The following is a 15,396-nucleotide window of genomic DNA, read 5'->3' as shown; positions in this document are numbered from 1 at the left end:
TTCGCCGCATGCGCCTCACCCAACGCACCACCAAAAATCCGGAAGTCATGGGCATAGACGAACACCGTCCGCCCCTCCACCAACCCCCAGCCCGTAACCACACCGTCCGTATACGGCCTCTTCGCCTCCAGACCAAACCCACTCGCCCGATGCCGGCGCAACTGCTCCACCTCACGGAACGAACCCGGATCAAGAAGAAGCTCCACACGCTCCCGAGCCGTCAGCTTCCCCTTGGCACGCTGCGCCTCGGTCGCCTTCTCACTCGGTCCCCGTACGGCCAGCTCCCGGAGGGAACGGAGTTCTGTCACCCGCCCACGTGTATCAGTCAGTTTCCCTCACCCTTTCCGGCTTTCCGTCTCTCCGTGCTTCCCGGTTCGGCTCCGGACAACCGCACCGACTCACTGTGAGGCGTTCGTCTGACATCACGCTGAGATTCCCGTTTCAGCAGTCATTCCGTGCTTCCCAAGGGCAGGTCCCACACCCGTGACACCCTCGATGAGCTGGGAGAACTCTCGCTGAGATGCCCATCTCAGCGGTTTATAAGCGGACTGCCAGAGCCATCTGACACCGTGGATCTTGCCTCGAGACGAACACCCGAGAGGGTACCCGAAGCGGCCCGACGGGAACGGTGATTGTTTGCCGTAGGGGAATTGCCCTGCGCAGGTTCGAATCCTGCTCTCTCCGCCATGGCTCACAGCCCGCGAAACAGGGAGCGGAAAGCAACTTCAGAGCTCGCGAAGAAGGCCAGAGAGCAGCGAAGAAAGTACGGCCAGTATCCGACGAGTTCATCCGAGTGAAGGGATACCCGCCGATGTCGGAGACGACACAGGCTCAGCAACCGGCCGCCCACGAACCGAAGTACTCGTATCCGATTCCCCGTACGTCGCCCAACGAGCCGCCGTGCCAGTACGCGCAGCTGCGGGCCGAGGAGCCGGTCTGTCCCATCAGTCTGCCCACCGGCCACCCGGCCTGGCTGGTGACCCGCTACGACGACGTGAAGACGGTCCTCTCGGACCCCCGGTTCAGCCGCGAGGCGCTGTTCCGCGACGGCGCTCCCCGCGCGCAGCTGGTCGAACCCGACTCGTCGAGCCTGATCAGCATGGACCCGCCGCGCCACTCGGTGCTGCGCAACCTGACGAACCGTGAGTTCTCGCCGCGCCGTGCGGAGGCCATGCGTCCGCGCATCCAGGAGATCGTCGACACACTCCTCGACGACATGGCGGGGATGACCGGCCCGGTCGACCTGAACGCCACCCTGGCCCGCCCCCTCGCCCTGCAGGTCATCTGCGAGCTGCTGGGCATTCCGTACGAGGACCAGCACCTCTTCGGCGCCTGGTGCGACCACTTCATGTCGCTCACCAAGTACACGGCCGAAGAGATCGTGCGCTCCAACACCGAGATGCGCGACTACATCGCCCGGCTCGCCGCACAGAAGCGGGACAACCCCGGTGAGGACCTGCTGAGCAAGCTGGTCCGCTCGATGGACGTGGAACAGACCATCACCCATGAGGAGCTGGTCAGCACCGGCATCATGTTCCTGCTCGCCGGCCACGACACCACCGTGACCGTGACCGGCGGTGGTGCGGTGCTGCTGCTGCGCAACCCCGACCAGCTGGCCCTGATCCAGCAGGACCCGTCCCTGATGGACCAGGCGTGCGAGGAGATCATCCGTCTCGTCACGCCGGGCGACGGCACGTTCATCCGGATCACGCTGGAGGACGTGGAGCTCTCCGGCACCACGATCCCGGCGAACTCCGCGGTCATCGCGCCCATCAGCTCCGCCAACCGCGACGGCTCCGTCTTCGAGAACCCTGACGCCTTCGACGTCCACCGCAAGGACAACAAGCACATCGGGTTCGCCTACGGCACGCACTTCTGCGCGGGTTCGGCGCTGGCACGGGCCGAGGTGCAGATCGCCATGAAGTCGCTCTTCTCCCGCTTCCCCACGCTGCGCCTGCACGTCGACCCCGAGGAACTGCGCTGGCGGATGACCGCCGCCCTCGGCGGCTACGAAGAGATCCCGGTCATATGGTGAGCGGCATCACCACCCGTCACCGGATCTGCCCGCTGTGCGAGGCCGGCTGCGGGCTCAGCATCGACATCGAGGACGGACGTGCCGTCAGGGTGCGCGGCGCCCGGGACGATGTGTTCAGCAAGGGGTACGTCTGCCCCAAAGGCATCGCCCTGGGCGAGATCGACCAGGACCCCGAGCGGTGCCACGCGCCCCTGGTGCGCCGGCCGGACGGGGAATTCGCCGAGGTCACCTGGGACGAGGCCTTCGCCGAAGTGGCGCGCGGCCTCGGCCGGGTGGCGGAGGAGCACGGCAAGGACGCGGTGGCGCTGTACTACGGCAACCCCGTGATCCACACGGTGGGCATCCCGCTGCATGTGGCCGTGATGCGCCAGCTCATGCAGTCCCGCAACGTCTACAGCGCCAGCACGGTCGACCAGATGCCCAAGAACGTCTCCTCGGGGCTGATGTTCGGCGACCCGTGGGCGATCCCGGTGCCCGACATCGACCGCACCGACCACCTGCTGATCCTCGGCGCCAATCCGATGGTGTCCAACGGGAGCCTGTGGACCGCACCCGATCTGCCCGGCCGTGTCCGGGCGCTGAAGGCGCGCGGCGGGCGGCTCGTGGTGGTCGATCCGCGGCGTACCCGCACGGCGGACGTCGCGGACCAGCACGTGGTGATCCGTCCCGGAACCGACGCGCTGCTGCTGTTCGCGCTCGTGCACACCCTGTTCGACGAGGGGCTCACCTCCCCTCTCGACCCCGCTCTGTACGCGGGTGAGCAGCGGCTCCGGGAAACCGCGCGGGGCTTCACCCCGGAGGCGGTGGCCGGGGTGTGCGGTACGGACCCGGACACCGTCCGGGGCCTGGCCCGCGAACTGGCGGCCGCCCCGTCGGCCGCCGTGTACGCGCGCATGGGCACCACCGCCGCCGCCTTCGGCACCGTGACCAGCTGGCTGGTGGACGTGGTCAACGCCCTCACGGGCAACCTGGACCGGCCCGGCGGGGCGATGTTCGGCGAGGCGCAGCACAACGCGTTGCGCCCGACGGGGCCGCTGCAACTGGGCCGCTGGCACAGCAGGGTGCGCGGACTGCCGGAGGTGCTCGGCGAACTGCCGGTGGCCACCCTCGCCGACGAGATCGACACCCCCGGCGAGGGGCAGGTGCGGGCCCTGGTGGCCATCGCCTGCAATCCGGTGCTCACCGCGCCCAACGGCGAGCGCCTGGACCGCTCGCTCGCGGACCTGGATTTCATGGTGGCGGTCGACCCGTACGTCAACGAGACGACGCGGCACGCGAACGTCATCCTGCCGCCACCGCGCGTGCTGGAGTCGGAGCACTTCGACATCGTGCTGTCCCGGCTCGCGGTGCGCCGGGTGGCCCGCTACTCGCCCGCGCTGCTGCCGCGCGAGGAGGGCCGGCCGAGCGAGGCGCAGATCCTCGCCAAGCTCACCCTCATCCTCTCCGGCGCGGGTCCCGGGGCGGACCCGGCCGCGCTGGACGCGTCGATCATCGACAAGACGCTCGCGGCCGTGGTCGCGGCGCCCGGCTCGCCGCTGGCGGGCCGCGACCCCGCCGGGCTCAAGGCGCAGCTGACCGGCGAGGACAGCACGGAGCGGCGGATCGACCTGATGCTCCGGCTCGGCGCCTTCGGGGACGCCTTCGGGCTGCGTCCCGACGGGGTGAACCTGGCGGTGCTGCGTGAGCGTCCGCAGGGGATGGACTTCGGGCCGCTGCGGCCCCGGCTCGCCGAGATCGTGGGCGCCGGGTCGAAGGTGGAGCTGTTTCCCGAGCCCGTGGCGGGCGACATCCCCCGCCTCGCGGAGTTCCTCGCGGCCGGGCAGGAGCGGGGTGAGGGCGGTTTCCTGCTGGTGGGGCGACGCCATCTGCGCTCGTCCAACAGCTGGACGCACAACACCGTCGCGCTGTCGGGCGGCACCAACCGCTGCACCCTGGAGATCAACGCGCAGGACGCGCGCCGGCTCGGCATCGGGGCCGGCGACGAGGTGACGGTACGGGGCAGGTCGGGTGCCGTCGTGGCGCACGCCGAGCCCACCGACCGGGTCGGCCCGGGGGTGGTGAGCCTGCCGTACGGCTGGGGCCACGGCCGGGACGGCACGCGGATGACGTATGCGGCGAAGGCTCCGGGGGTGAACGTGAACGCGCTCACCGACGACCTGGTCGTCGACCCCCTGTCGGGCAACGCGGTCTTCAACGCGGTGCCGGTGGAGGTCTCACCCGGGCGGGGTGATCTGCACCGGTGCTGAGTACGGACGAGTCGCTCCTGGCTCAGCGCTGGGAGCTGCTGCTGCCCCACCGGGAGCGGCTGTACCGGCTGGCGCGGCTGCGCCTGACGGGGCATCAGGACGCCGAGGACTGCGTACAGGAGGCGCTGCTGCGGGCCGCGAACCACCGTGACCTCGACGCGGAGCGCGTCGGGCCGTTCCTCACCTCGGTCACGCTGCGCCTGTGCGTGGACGTCTACCGTCGCAGGGAGCGCACCCGCAGATTCCTGTATCAGCACGCCTTCGCCCCGGACACCGCGTCGGGACCGGAGGAGGCGGCCTGCGCGGCGGCCGAGGGTGCCTGGATGCTCCAGCAGGTGCAGCGCCTGGAGGGCAGGGAGCGCGAGGTCATCCTGGCCCGCATCGAGGGCACCAGCACCCGTGAGGCCGCGGGCCGCCTGGGGATCTCCATCAAGGCCGCGGAGGGCGCCTTCACCCGCGCCCGCGCCCGTCTGCGCCGCTGGCACGGGGCGAGCCTGACCGGGGGGTGAGAGGTCGCGGTGCCCGTCACCGGTGGTCCCCGTACGCGTACGGGGACCACCGGCCTGTTCCGCCGGCCGCCGGTCCCCCCGCACGGAGCAGCCGCACGGAGCAGCCGCCCCGTTCCCGGCGAAGTGCCGGGAAGGGGCGGCCCTGGTATCCGTGTGCACGGGGGGGAGCGCTCACGCGCCGATCGCGTGGACACCGCCGTCGACGTGGACGATCTCGCCGGTGGTCTTGGGGAACCAGTCCGAGAGGAGCGCCACCACGCCGCGGCCCGCGGGTTCCGGGTCCGTCACGTCCCACTCCAGCGGGGAGCGGTCCTTCCACATGCCCTCGATGTCCGCGAAGCCCGGGATGGACTTCGCCGCCATCGACTTGAGCGGGCCGGCCGACACCAGGTTGCAGCGGACGTTCCGTCGGCCCAGGTCCCGCGCCAGGTACCGGGACGTCGCCTCCAGCGCCGCCTTCGCCGGGCCCATCCAGTCGTACTGCGGCCAGGCGAACTGGGCGTCGAAGGTCAGCCCCACCACCGCGCCGCCCTCTTCGGGCATCAGCGGCAGGCACGCCGTCGTCAGCGACTTCAGCGAGTACGCCGACACGTGCATCGCCGTCGCCACCGACGCGAACGGCGTGTTCAGGAAGTTCCCGCCCAGGGCGTCCTGCGGCGCGAAGCCGATCGAGTGGACCACACCGTCCAGCCCTCCCAGCTCGGCACGCACCACACCCTCCAGCCGGGCCAGGTGCTCCTCGTTCGAGACGTCCAGCTCGACCACCGTCACCGGTTTCGGCAGTTGCCGGGCCACGCGCTGGGTCAGGCTGGGGCGGGGGAACGCGGTCAGCATGACCTCCGCCCCCTGCTCCTGCGCCAGGCGCGCCACGTGGAAGGCGATGGAGGACTGCAGGAGCACGCCGGTGACCAGGATGCGCTTGCCTTCGAGGATTCCGCTCATTCAGTGCCCCATGCCCAATCCGCCGTCGACCGGGACGACGGCTCCGGTGATGTACGACGCGTCGTCGGAGGCGAGGAACACCACCGCCGCCGCGACCTCGTCCGGGCGCGCGTACCGGCCCAGCGGTACCCGCTCCACGATCCGCGCCCGCTGCTCGTCGGTCAGCGCCTGCGTCATGTCGGTGTCGACGTAGCCGGGCGCGACGACGTTGAAGGTGATGTCGCGCGACCCCAGCTCGCGGGCGAGCGAGCGGGCGAAGCCCACCATCCCGGCCTTCGAGGCCGCGTAGTTCGCCTGCCCCGCCGAGCCGAGCAGGCCCACCACCGAGGAGATCAGCACCACGCGGCCCTTCCTGGCCCGCAGCATCCCGAAGGCGGCGCCCCGCACCACCCGGAAGGCGCCGGTGAGGTTGGTGTCGAGTACGGAGGTGAAGTCCTCCTCCGACATCTTCAGCAGCAACTGGTCGCGGGTCACGCCGGCGTTGGCGATCAGCACGCCGACCGGGCCGTGGCTCTCCTCGACCTCCTTGTACGCCTGCGCGACCTGCTCGGAGTCGGTGATGTCGCACCGGACGGGGAGGAAGCCCTCCGCTTTCAGGGCCGCCGGGTCACCCGTGCGGTACGTGACCGCGACCCTGTCGCCCGCCGCGGCGAACGCGCGGGCGACGGACAGGCCGATCCCGCGGTTCCCTCCGGTGACCAGGACCGAACGGCCGCCCATCAGCGCGTCACCCCCTGCGGGCCGAGGGCCGCCACCAGCGTGGAGTCGTGGTCGTACGGCCCGGAGGAGGCGGCACCGCCGGGGGATCCGACGGTCTTGAAGAACTCGGTCGTGGACACGTGGTACTCGTGCCACTCGGCGGGGAGGTCCGCCTCGAAGAAGATGGCCTCCACCGGGCACACCGGCTCACAGGCCCCGCAGTCGACGCATTCGTCCGCGTGGATGTACAGGGCCCGCCGGCCCTCGTAGATGCAGTCCACCGGGCATTCGTCGATGCAGGACTTGTCCTTGACGTCGACACAGGGCTGGGCGATCACGTACGTCATGAGCATCTGATCCACAGGGTCGGGGGCGGGTCACGCCCGGGAGAAGGCCAGCACGGCGTTCTGGCCACCGAAGCCGAAGGAGTTGCTGACGGCGACCTCCACGGGGGCCGTTCGTGCCGTCTTGGCGACGACGTCCAACTCGATCTCGGGGTCCTGGCTCTCGAGGTTGGCGGTGGGCGGGATGACTCCCTGGCTGACGGTGAGGGCGGTGACGGCCGCCTCGATGGCGCCGGCGGCGCCGAGCGAGTGGCCCACCGTGCCCTTGACGGAGGTGACGGCGGGCCGCTGACCCAGGACCCTGCGGATCAGCTTCGCCTCCGCCGCGTCGTTGAGCGGAGTCGACGTGCCGTGCGCGTTCACGTGGTCCACGGCGTCGGGGGCGAGTCCGGCGTCGTCGAGGGCCGCGCGCAGGGCGAGTTCCGCGCCCGCGCCCGTCGGGTCGGGCGCGGTGGCGTGGTGGGCGTCCGCGGAGGCGCCGTATCCGCAGACGTTCGCGTACACGCGGGCGCCCCGGGCCTTCGCGTCGGCCGCGCGCTCCAGGACGAGGACGGCGGCGCCCTCGGCGGGGACGAAGCCGTCGCGGTCGACGTCGAAGGGGCGCGATGCCGCGCGCGGGTCGCCCTGGCGGCCGCTGAGCGCGCCCATCTGGCTGAAGCCGGAGATGATCGAGGGGATCAGGCACGCCTCCGTGCCGCCGGTGATCACCACGTCGCACACGCCCTGGCGCAGCAGTTCGCGTGCCATGCCGATGGCCGTGGTGCCGGACGCGCAGGCGGTGGCGGTGACGAAGTTGGGGCCGCGGGCGCCGTGTTCCATCGCCACGTAGCCGGCCGCCATGTTGACCGCCAGCATGGGGATCAGCAGCGGGGACACGTTCAGCGGGCCGTCGTTCAGGAGGACGTGGTGCTGTTTCTCCCAGCTGCCGGCGCCGCCGATGCCGCTGCCGAGGACGACGGCGACCCGGGTGCCGTCCCAGCCGCCCGGGTCGAGCCCGCTGTCGGCGACCGCCTCGGCGGCGGCGGTGAGGGCGAACTGACTGCTGCGGTCGTAGCGCCACGCCTTGCGTCGCCCGATGGCCTTGTTGGCGTCGTAGCCGGGGATCCAGCACCCGATGTGGGCAGGGGTGCCCTCGAGGGCCGGGACCCCCGAGGCGGCGGTGCCTCCGGGATCCCGTATCACGTCCCAGGACGCCTGGGCTCCGATCCCCACCGCGGTCACCATGCCGATCCCGGTGACCGCGGCGTCGAATGAGCCGGCGGGGCCTGGCATCAGGCCACCACCAGCTTGCTCTCGATGACCTCCGCGGCCTGGCCGAGGGTGTCGTCGGAGCCGAGGTCGTCGTCGGACAGTTTGATGCCGAACTCCTGCTGGACGGTCAGGGTCAGTTCGACCAGGGCCAGCGAGTCGAGTTCGAGTTGGCTGAAGGTGTCCTCGGGGTTGATCTCGTCGGTCTCGAAGCCGAAGTTCTTGACGAGCAGCTGGACCAGACGCGGGTAGGTGTCGCTCATGGCGGTACTCCTTGCGAGGTGTGGGCCTACAGGGATGACGAGCGGTCAGACTGGGGTGATGTCGGGCCACGTGAGGGTTGCCGCGCCCCAGGTCAGCCCACCCCCGAACGCGGCGAGCGCGGTGCGCTGCCCGGGCCGCAGGGCGCCCGTGGTGACGGCGTCGGCGAGGGCCAGGGGGATGGACGCGGCGGCGGTGTTGCCCACCCTGTCCAGATGGACCGGGAAGCGTGACCGGGGCAGCCGCATCTGGTCGGCGACCGCGTTCATGATGCGGAGGTTGGCCTGGTGGACGACGAACACGTCGATGTCCTGCAGTGTCCATCCGGCCCGGGTCGCGGCTTCCTGGGAGGCCTCGGCCATCCGTTCCACCGCGTTGCGGAACACCTTCGAGCCCGCCATGCGGAAGTACGGGTCGGCCCGGTCGGCGTGCCCGGGGCGGACCGGGTCGCGCGAGCCGCCCGAGGGGACCCGGATCAGGTCGCTCCCGGTGCCGTCGCTGCCGAGGACCAGCGGCCCGAGCGCGCCGGGTTCGTCCGGTTCGCCCGCGCGCAGGACGACAGCGCCGGCCCCGTCCCCGAAGATCGCCCGGGTGGACCGGTCGGCAGGGTCGAGAATGCTGGAGTACGTCTCGGCCCCGATGACCAGCACGCCGTGCGCCGTGCCGGCGGCGATGAGGCCGCCGCCCGCCGCCAGGCCGTACAGGAAGCCGGTGCACACCGCCCCAACGTCGAAGGCGGGCACGGTGCCCAGGCCCAGCCGGGCCGCCACCGCCGGCGCCGTGGCCGGGCAGGGGTGGTCCGGGGTGGTCGTCGCCACGATGACGGCGTCCACCGCGACGGCCGAGCCGGACGCCGAGGCGGACTTGAGCGCCCGTTGGCCCGCCTCGACGGCGAGGTCGGAGGTGGCCGTGCCGTTCTCGGCGATGTGCCGCCGGCCGATCCCGGTGCGGCTGCGGATCCACTCGTCGGAGGTGTCGACCTCCCTCGCCAGCTCCGCGTTGGTGACCACCCGGGGCGGCAGGTGGGTGCCCAGCCCGCACACCACCGCCGCGCGTGCCGCCGCCACCATCAGGTGCCTCCCACCTGGAGGTGCGCGGTCCGCTCCAGGGCCTTGACCTCGTCGCTGACCTCGCCGAGGTAGTCGGACACGTCGAGGTAGGAGCGCATCAGCGTCACTTCGGCATACGGCATTCCGTGACTAACCAGGTACTCCTTGACCAGCGGCTGGGCACGGCGCAGGTTGCGGCGCGGCATGGAGGGGAACAGGTGGTGCTCGATCTGGTAGTTGAGGCCGCCGTAGAAGAAGTCGGTGACCCGGTGGGGCAGGATGTTGCGGGAGGTCACCACCTGGCGGGTCAGCCAGTCCAGTTCCTCCTCCTCGCCGTCGCGCACCGGCAGACCCTTGTGGTTGGGCGCGAAGAGCAGCCCCATGTAGAACCCGAAGAGGGCCTGGTGGACGACGATGAACGCGATGGCCTTGCCCGGTGGGAGGAACAGGAATACGGCGGTGAAGTAGGCCGCCAGGTGCAGGGTGAGCAGGGCCAGGTCGGCGGCCACGTACCGCTTGATCACTCCCTTGCGGGCGGCGATGTACCCGGAGAGGTGCAGGCGCAGCCCTTCCATCGTGATCACCACGTAGAACATCCAGGCCTGGTGGCGCACGATGAAACGCGCCATGGCGCTGGTCTTCTTCGTGCGGTGTTTGGGGTCGAAGATGACCTGGCGGCGGGTGATGTCGGGGTCGAGGGAGAGGTGGTTGGGGTAGTTGTGGTGCTTGGTGTGGTGCCCCATCCACCAGCCGAAGCTGACCCCGGTGAGCAGGTTGCCGTGGATGTAGCCGAGGATGTCGCTGCCCCTGCGGGTGCGGAAGATCTGGCGGTGCCCGGCGTCGTGGCCGATCAGGTCGGTCTGGCCGAAGCACAGCGCCAGGAAGGCCGCGACGGCGAGCTGCCACCAGCTGTCGCCCACCAGGACGAAGGCGGCCCAGCCCGCGGCGAGCAGCAGCAGGCTGAAGGCGATCTTGGCGACGTAGTAGCCGGGCTGGAGGTTCATCAGGCCGGCACGTTTCACCACCTGGGTGACCTCGTCCAGGGTGGCCGTGGGGCTGCCTGCGGCGCTCGCGGCGCCGGTTCCGCCGGCTGGAGTCATATCGCCTCCTCGAGCCCCATGTAGGCGAGCCGGGTGTGCTGCATCCTGTCGGCCCACGCCTTGCCGGTCTCCATGCGCTCCTCGGGCGTGGTGTCGACCAGACGCCGGCCCGGCCAGGGCTCGTAGTCGCCGAGCAGGTGGCCGTGTTCGTCGATGCCCTTCTGGAACAGCGTTTCCCGGCGCATCAGCTGGTCCGTGGTGGGCAGCCGTCCCCACAGCTCGTAGCCCTCCGCCATCAGCTCCAGGAGCCTCGGCTTGTCCTCGGGGTGCTTGAGGAGGTGCTCGCGCAGGATGGAGCTGCCGACGGTCAGGTGGCGGATCTCGTCGATGCCCGCGCCGCGCTCGATGTCGGCGGCCGCCGGGTCGAAGACCCGCCACTTGCGCTCGCTGAGCTCGGCGGCGGGTGCGAGGACGCCCTCGACCAGGACGGTCAGGACCAGGACGCCGCCGATGAAGTCCCGCTCGTCGCGCAGCACCCTGAGGCCGAAGTCCTCCAGCGGGGTGAGGATGGAGTCGCGGTCCTCGGCGGCGAGCCGGTCCACCTCGGCGTGCAGCTCGTCGGGGGCGATGCCCAGTTGCAGGAGGTGGCTGCGGAACACCATCGCGTGCCGCGCCTCGTCGATGAGCTGGGTGGAGTAGAACTCCATGCTGTCGTTGTCGGGCGCCAGGGCGACCATGTGGCCGATGGCCCGGGTCGCCTTCTCCTCGGCGATGGAGCGGAAGGCCAGTTCCTGTGTGATCGCCGCGTTGAGGGGTCCTTCCTGCCGTACGACGTCCATCGGCCGCACGTCGTCGGCGTGCCCGAGGATCCGGCCACGCAGCGTGCCCTGCGGAACGGATCGCAGCCAGTACGACAGATTGCAGGTCGCCGCCGAGAGCTCCAGGTTCAGCGCCCCGTCCATGAGCGAGGGGGCCTGCTCCCAGTCCGCCTCGGAGGGGATGTTCGAGGAGGTCATCACTGCTTCCTTTCGGGGTTCGTCGGATGGGCGCGGTTCACGGCGTGCGGGACGGAGGAAGGGCCGGGGTGCAGCACGCCGGCGAAGTTGACCAGAGGGGCGCCGACGGTGGCGGCGCCGGTCAGCACGCGGGCCATCACCAGTTCGTGATCGCCCGCGGCCACCGTCCGTTCGAGCCGGCATTCGAGCCAGGACACCGCCCCTTGCAGCCGTGGCGCGCCGTTCGGCGACGGCTCCGCCCAGGTCCGGGGCGCCAGCTGGGCGAGTCCCTTGGGGCGGCGGCGCCGGGCGAAGTGATGGGCGAGCCACTCGTGGTCGGCGGCCAGGCCGTTGGCCACGAACGTCTCGGCGGCGAGGAGGGACTTGAGGCCGCGGCTGCCCTGTCGCAGCGCGACGCAGACCATGGGCGGGTCGCCGGGGATCGTGGTCAGCGTGGAGACCGTGACCCCTTCGGCCTCGGCGGGGCTGCCGCAGGTGAGGACCGTCACGCCGGTGACGAAGTGCCGCATCGTGGTGTTCAGGGCGGCGGCCGGGGCCGTGGTGGAGCCCGTCATGAGACCGCGCGCAGCGGATCGTTGCCGCTTGTCGGCGCGGCGCCGGTGAACTCGCTGTGGAAGGCGCGGTACGCCGGGTGGGCCTCGGGTTCGAAGCGCAGTCCGAACGGCTTGAGGAAGTTGCCGAACAGCGCCCGGTCGCCGAAGAGGTGGATGGGCAGGGCGAGCAGCGCCCACTCGGCGCCCCACAGCCAGATCCAGGCGAGCGCCACAAGGCCCTGGGTGACCAGGCTGTGCATGATGTTGTAGGCCAGGTAGTACCCCTTGGGGATGTCGCCGTGTCCCCTGCGCCGGAACACGACGGCACCGGGGATGTAGCCGATCAGGTCGATGTAGAGGAACAGCCCGATCGCGGGCCACCAGCGGATCTCACCGAGGTGGGCGAAGAAGAGGACGACGGCCACCACGAGTCCGAGCGCGTATTCGGCGCGCACGAGGAGCGCCGTGACGGGCGTCATGAAGAGGTTCTTGGTGTCCATGGCTCACTCCACCGGTGCGCCGGCGAGCTGGATCTCCGCGGGCGGGCGGGCCACGGCCCGGGCCAGGGCCTCGTCGCCGACGACGGTTCCCCTGCCGCCGAACAGCCCGATGACGACGCGGGCGATGGTCTCCTTGATGACCCGTTCGGCGACGGGGTCGAGGATCCCGGCCAGGCTGGGGATGCCGAAGTCGAAGTCGGCACGGAAGTCGACCACGCAGCCGCTGTCGGTGCCGGAGATCGTCCACGTCCCCTCGAAGGAGTCGAAGTCCCCGTCGAGCTGGGTGAAGCCGATCGTCAGACGGTCCGGGTCGAAGTGGTCGGACTCGGTCCAGCGCAGGATGCCGTTGCGGAAGTAGACCTCCCAGTCGCTGGTCTCCTCGTCGGCGCTGATCTCATGGGTGGTCACGGCGCGGACCACCGGGGCGAGCTCGGGGTAGCGGGCGAACTGTTTCACCTGGTCGTACCCGCCGGCCGGCGAGGTCCCAGACAGCTCGACGGCCACGTGAACACTACGCATGGGCGGAGTCACCTTCGAAAGTCGGTACGTAACGGGCCGCCTGCGCTTGGCAGGCGCGGTCGAATGCCTCGTACAGGAAGCGCGCGTCCGCCGCGCTGAGGACGGCGGGCGGCGTGAGCCGGAGCACCAGGTGCGAGTTGAGCGAGTGGTTCGCCACCACACCGTGCGAGATCAGTTCGATGAGCAGGTCGCCCGCGGGGCCGGGGACCGCGAACTCGATCCCGATGAGCAGGCCCCGGCCGCGCACCTCGCGCACCACGGGTCCGAAGTGGCGCCGCGCGATGTCGCGGACGGTGGTGAGGATCTCGGCACCGAGGTCGCGGGCACGGTCGACCAGGCCGTCCTCCTCGATGGCGGTGAGGGCGCCGCGTACGGCGGCCATGGCCAGCGGGGTTCCGGAGAACGTCGAGGTGTGCAGGTAGGGGTCCTTGTCGAAGGCCGCGAACGCCTTCGGGGTCGCGACGACCGCGGAGACGGGCAGGATGCCGCCGCCGAGCGCCTTGCCCGCGAGCAGCACGTCGGGCGTGATGCCCTCGGCGTCGGCGCCCCACCAGGTGCCGAGGCGGCCGAGGCCCGTCTGGATCTCGTCGAGGACGAAGAGCGCGTCATAGGTGCGGCACAGCTCCTGCACGGCGCGCAGGTAGCCGGGCGGCGGCAGGACGACCCCGGCCTCGCCCTGTACGGGTTCGACGACGAAGCAGGCCCGCCCCGGCACGGTCCTGAGGACTTCCTCCAGTGCGTCCGCGTCCCCGTAGGGCACGTGGTGGACGCCGGGCAGCAGCGGGCGGAACGGGTCCTGGAAGACGTCCTTGCCGGTCAGGCTGAGGGCGCCCATGGTCTTGCCGTGGTATCCGCCGTGGGTGGCGATCAGCTGGTCCTTGCCCCGGGTCCGGGCGATCTTGACGGCCGCCTCCACCGCCTCCGCGCCCGAGCAGGCGAAGTGCACCCGTTCCAGGCCGGCCGGTGCCGTGGCGACCAGGGCCTCGGCGGCCAGGGCGGCCTGGGGTTCGAGGAAGACCCGGCTCGCGACGGGATGGCGCCCCAGCTGCTCGGTGACGTGGCGTACGACGGTGGGGTGCCGGGCGCCGGTGATCAGCACGCCGTAGCTGCCGCAGTTGAGGAAGCGGCGGCCGTCGTCGGTGACGATCCAGGAGCCTTCGGAGCCGGTCTCGATGTGGCCGCCGAAGAGTTCGCCGAGGGTGGCACGGCCCTTGCTGAGGTTGGCGCGGTACAGCCGTCCGATGTGTTCCCGGCTGTAGGACGGCGCGTCCGTGGTGGTGGTCATGTGGCGACTCCTCAGGCCAGCCGCAGCGGCTTGCCGCCGACGTGCTCGACGAACGGCTCGGCGAAGCTGGAGCGGGACGGTGGGTGGAAGGAGAGCCCGTTGGAGGCGGCGGCCAGATAGCCGACGTCGCCGCTGCTGATGAACGCCATTCCGCCGAGGAGTTCCACGGCCCTGCGCACGGTTTCGCCGATGGCGTCCTGCGCTCCGTAGCGGGCCACCAGGGACTTGCCGAGCGCGGCGTTGTCCGTCTCGCCGTCCTCGATCATCCGGGCCACGCCCTCGAGCAGCAGGGAGGCCGTCTCCAGGCGGGTGACCAGCTGCGCCCGCTCGGAGACCGAGCCGCGCCCGGCGGTGGTGACGCGCTCGGCGAGCGCGCTGGCGATGCCGAGGTACGAGGCGGAGATCAGCATCTCGAACCAGATGAAGCCGACGGTCTGCAACTCGTCCAGTTCGCCGCTGTCGCCCAGCTCGGTCCGCATGACCTGCTGTTCGTCGACGAGTACGTCGGTGAGGCGGATCTCGTCGCTCTCCGCGCCCGCCAGCGCCCAGCTGGACCAGAAGGGGTGGACGGTCACGCCCTCGGTCTGGCGGGGCACGAGCAGCACGGCCATCTCGCTGGTGCCGTCCGCGGCGGGCAGCGCGACGCTCGCCGTGAGCAGGTCCATGGACGAGGAGAGACTGCACGGCTTCTTGGAGCCGTTGATGCGGTAGCCCTTGCCGCCCTCGTCCAGGCGGGCCTCCATGGTCGGCTCGAGGATGCCGCGTCCGGGCCTGCCCTCGGCGAAGCCGGAGGCGACCAGCAGGTTCTGCTCCACGATCCCCTCGAGCAGCGCCCACTCGACCCCACTGGACTGGAGGCTGTCGGCGAGCGAGAAGAGCGTGGCGACGGAGAAGTGGTGCATGGTGGTGGCGACGGCGAGCGAGGGCGATGCGGCGGCGAGCGCCCGGGTCACCTCGACCGCTTCGCGGGGGCCGGCGCCGAGGCCGGAATACGTCTTGGGGATGACCAGGGCGGGTCCGCCGTGGGAGCGGAACAGGCCGATGGCGGGGCTGTCGGGCCGCTCCAGGTCGTCGAGCGAGTGCTCGGCGAGCGCGCCGAGCAGTCCGGGCAGATAGCGCTCGCAGGTGTCGCGGGCGGCATCCAGTGCACGCATGGGAACTCCTTCGCGG

General features: G+C 71.0%; 17 protein-coding genes. 3 read left to right on the top strand and 14 right to left on the bottom strand.

Annotated features, from left to right (window positions below):
• A partial coding sequence (locus tag ABZ354_RS21925) for a carboxyl transferase domain-containing protein (protein WP_358659187.1) occupies window positions 1-329 on the bottom strand: 329 nt, incomplete at its 3' end.
• A 482-nt stretch (window positions 330-811) separates the two neighbouring features.
• On the opposite strand from ABZ354_RS21925, the gene ABZ354_RS21920 reads away from it, so the two are divergent.
• Genes ABZ354_RS21920 through ABZ354_RS21910 form a run of 3 tightly spaced genes read left to right on the top strand, consistent with a single transcriptional unit; the run spans window position 812 to window position 4,790 of the window.
• Window positions 812-2,035 (top strand): cytochrome P450, encoded by a 1,224-nt coding sequence (locus ABZ354_RS21920; RefSeq protein ID WP_358659175.1) that lies wholly within the window; start codon window positions 812-814, stop codon window positions 2,033-2,035.
• Window positions 2,029-4,281 (top strand): molybdopterin-dependent oxidoreductase, encoded by a 2,253-nt coding sequence (locus tag ABZ354_RS21915; protein WP_358659173.1) that lies wholly within the window; start codon window positions 2,029-2,031, stop codon window positions 4,279-4,281. Before ABZ354_RS21920 ends, ABZ354_RS21915 begins: the two co-directional genes overlap by 7 nt.
• Complete coding sequence (locus ABZ354_RS21910; protein WP_358659172.1) at window positions 4,275-4,790, top strand: sigma-70 family RNA polymerase sigma factor; 516 nt, start codon at window positions 4,275-4,277, stop codon at window positions 4,788-4,790. The genes ABZ354_RS21915 and ABZ354_RS21910 overlap by 7 nt, the downstream gene beginning before the upstream one ends.
• A gap of 171 nt (window positions 4,791-4,961) precedes the next feature.
• Here the strand turns inward: ABZ354_RS21910 and fabI are convergent, their stop codons facing one another.
• From fabI to ABZ354_RS21845, 13 genes are read right to left on the bottom strand one after another with little or no spacing between them, the layout of a single operon-like run.
• On the bottom strand, window positions 4,962-5,732 hold the full coding sequence (gene fabI, locus ABZ354_RS21905) for an enoyl-ACP reductase FabI (protein WP_358659171.1): 771 nt from the start codon (window positions 5,730-5,732) through the stop codon (window positions 4,962-4,964).
• Window positions 5,733-6,452 carry a 3-oxoacyl-[acyl-carrier-protein] reductase gene (fabG, locus tag ABZ354_RS21900; protein WP_358659169.1) on the bottom strand — a complete coding sequence of 240 codons (720 nt, stop codon included), beginning with the start codon at window positions 6,450-6,452 and terminating at the stop codon, window positions 5,733-5,735.
• Entirely contained in the window at window positions 6,452-6,778 is a 327-nt protein-coding gene (fdxA, locus tag ABZ354_RS21895) for a ferredoxin (RefSeq protein ID WP_358659167.1), read from the bottom strand. Before fdxA ends, fabG begins: the two co-directional genes overlap by 1 nt.
• 30 nt (window positions 6,779-6,808) lie before the next feature.
• Window positions 6,809-8,047 (bottom strand): beta-ketoacyl-[acyl-carrier-protein] synthase family protein, encoded by a 1,239-nt coding sequence (locus ABZ354_RS21890; RefSeq protein ID WP_358659165.1) that lies wholly within the window; start codon window positions 8,045-8,047, stop codon window positions 6,809-6,811.
• Window positions 8,047-8,286, bottom strand: a complete 240-nt coding sequence (locus ABZ354_RS21885; RefSeq protein ID WP_358659163.1) for an acyl carrier protein — start codon at window positions 8,284-8,286, stop codon at window positions 8,047-8,049. Before ABZ354_RS21885 ends, ABZ354_RS21890 begins: the two co-directional genes overlap by 1 nt.
• Window positions 8,287-8,331: 45 nt before the next feature.
• Window positions 8,332-9,354 carry a beta-ketoacyl-ACP synthase III gene (locus ABZ354_RS21880; protein ID WP_358659161.1) on the bottom strand — a complete coding sequence of 341 codons (1,023 nt, stop codon included), beginning with the start codon at window positions 9,352-9,354 and terminating at the stop codon, window positions 8,332-8,334.
• Window positions 9,354-10,433, bottom strand: a complete 1,080-nt coding sequence (locus ABZ354_RS21875) for an acyl-CoA desaturase (RefSeq protein WP_358659159.1) — start codon at window positions 10,431-10,433, stop codon at window positions 9,354-9,356. Before ABZ354_RS21875 ends, ABZ354_RS21880 begins: the two co-directional genes overlap by 1 nt.
• Window positions 10,430-11,389, bottom strand: coding sequence for a VlmB-like protein (locus tag ABZ354_RS21870; RefSeq protein WP_358659157.1), 960 nt, complete (start codon window positions 11,387-11,389; stop codon window positions 10,430-10,432). The genes ABZ354_RS21875 and ABZ354_RS21870 overlap by 4 nt, the downstream gene beginning before the upstream one ends.
• The gene (locus ABZ354_RS21865; RefSeq protein WP_358659155.1) at window positions 11,389-11,943 is read right to left on the bottom strand and encodes a flavin reductase family protein; all 555 of its coding nucleotides are present in this window, start codon (window positions 11,941-11,943) and stop codon (window positions 11,389-11,391) included. The genes ABZ354_RS21870 and ABZ354_RS21865 overlap by 1 nt, the downstream gene beginning before the upstream one ends.
• Window positions 11,940-12,422, bottom strand: coding sequence for a hypothetical protein (locus ABZ354_RS21860; RefSeq protein ID WP_358659153.1), 483 nt, complete (start codon window positions 12,420-12,422; stop codon window positions 11,940-11,942). The genes ABZ354_RS21865 and ABZ354_RS21860 overlap by 4 nt, the downstream gene beginning before the upstream one ends.
• A 3-nt stretch (window positions 12,423-12,425) precedes the next feature.
• Window positions 12,426-12,941 carry an SRPBCC family protein gene (locus tag ABZ354_RS21855; RefSeq protein WP_358659151.1) on the bottom strand — a complete coding sequence of 172 codons (516 nt, stop codon included), beginning with the start codon at window positions 12,939-12,941 and terminating at the stop codon, window positions 12,426-12,428.
• Window positions 12,934-14,226 (bottom strand): aminotransferase class III-fold pyridoxal phosphate-dependent enzyme, encoded by a 1,293-nt coding sequence (locus ABZ354_RS21850; protein WP_358659149.1) that lies wholly within the window; start codon window positions 14,224-14,226, stop codon window positions 12,934-12,936. The genes ABZ354_RS21855 and ABZ354_RS21850 overlap by 8 nt, the downstream gene beginning before the upstream one ends.
• An 11-nt stretch (window positions 14,227-14,237) precedes the next feature.
• Window positions 14,238-15,380 carry an acyl-CoA dehydrogenase family protein gene (locus ABZ354_RS21845; protein WP_358659147.1) on the bottom strand — a complete coding sequence of 381 codons (1,143 nt, stop codon included), beginning with the start codon at window positions 15,378-15,380 and terminating at the stop codon, window positions 14,238-14,240.
• Between the last annotated feature and the right edge of the window lie 16 nt (window positions 15,381-15,396).

The organism is Streptomyces sp. NPDC005925 (genome assembly GCF_040638805.1).
GTDB lineage: Bacteria > Actinomycetota > Actinomycetes > Streptomycetales > Streptomycetaceae > Streptomyces.
The sequence above is the reverse complement of the archived record's forward strand: the minus strand, read 5'-3'. Positions and strand labels throughout refer to the sequence as shown.

Coding starts and splice junctions, on each gene's coding strand:
- ABZ354_RS21870 (WP_358659157.1), bottom strand. CDS start 11,389: ATGACCTCCTCGAACATCCCCTCCGAGGCGGACTGGGAGCAGGCCCCC.
- ABZ354_RS21885 (WP_358659163.1), bottom strand. CDS start 8,286: ATGAGCGACACCTACCCGCGTCTGGTCCAGCTGCTCGTCAAGAACTTC.
- ABZ354_RS21855 (WP_358659151.1), bottom strand. CDS start 12,941: ATGCGTAGTGTTCACGTGGCCGTCGAGCTGTCTGGGACCTCGCCGGCC.
- ABZ354_RS21875 (WP_358659159.1), bottom strand. CDS start 10,433: ATGACTCCAGCCGGCGGAACCGGCGCCGCGAGCGCCGCAGGCAGCCCC.
- ABZ354_RS21865 (WP_358659155.1), bottom strand. CDS start 11,943: ATGACGGGCTCCACCACGGCCCCGGCCGCCGCCCTGAACACCACGATG.
- fabI (WP_358659171.1), bottom strand. CDS start 5,732: ATGAGCGGAATCCTCGAAGGCAAGCGCATCCTGGTCACCGGCGTGCTC.
- ABZ354_RS21915 (WP_358659173.1), top strand. CDS start 2,029: ATGGTGAGCGGCATCACCACCCGTCACCGGATCTGCCCGCTGTGCGAG.
- ABZ354_RS21850 (WP_358659149.1), bottom strand. CDS start 14,226: ATGACCACCACCACGGACGCGCCGTCCTACAGCCGGGAACACATCGGA.
- ABZ354_RS21860 (WP_358659153.1), bottom strand. CDS start 12,422: ATGGACACCAAGAACCTCTTCATGACGCCCGTCACGGCGCTCCTCGTG.
- ABZ354_RS21880 (WP_358659161.1), bottom strand. CDS start 9,354: ATGGTGGCGGCGGCACGCGCGGCGGTGGTGTGCGGGCTGGGCACCCAC.
- fdxA (WP_358659167.1), bottom strand. CDS start 6,778: ATGACGTACGTGATCGCCCAGCCCTGTGTCGACGTCAAGGACAAGTCC.
- ABZ354_RS21890 (WP_358659165.1), bottom strand. CDS start 8,047: ATGCCAGGCCCCGCCGGCTCATTCGACGCCGCGGTCACCGGGATCGGC.
- ABZ354_RS21845 (WP_358659147.1), bottom strand. CDS start 15,380: ATGCGTGCACTGGATGCCGCCCGCGACACCTGCGAGCGCTATCTGCCC.
- ABZ354_RS21920 (WP_358659175.1), top strand. CDS start 812: ATGTCGGAGACGACACAGGCTCAGCAACCGGCCGCCCACGAACCGAAG.
- fabG (WP_358659169.1), bottom strand. CDS start 6,452: ATGGGCGGCCGTTCGGTCCTGGTCACCGGAGGGAACCGCGGGATCGGC.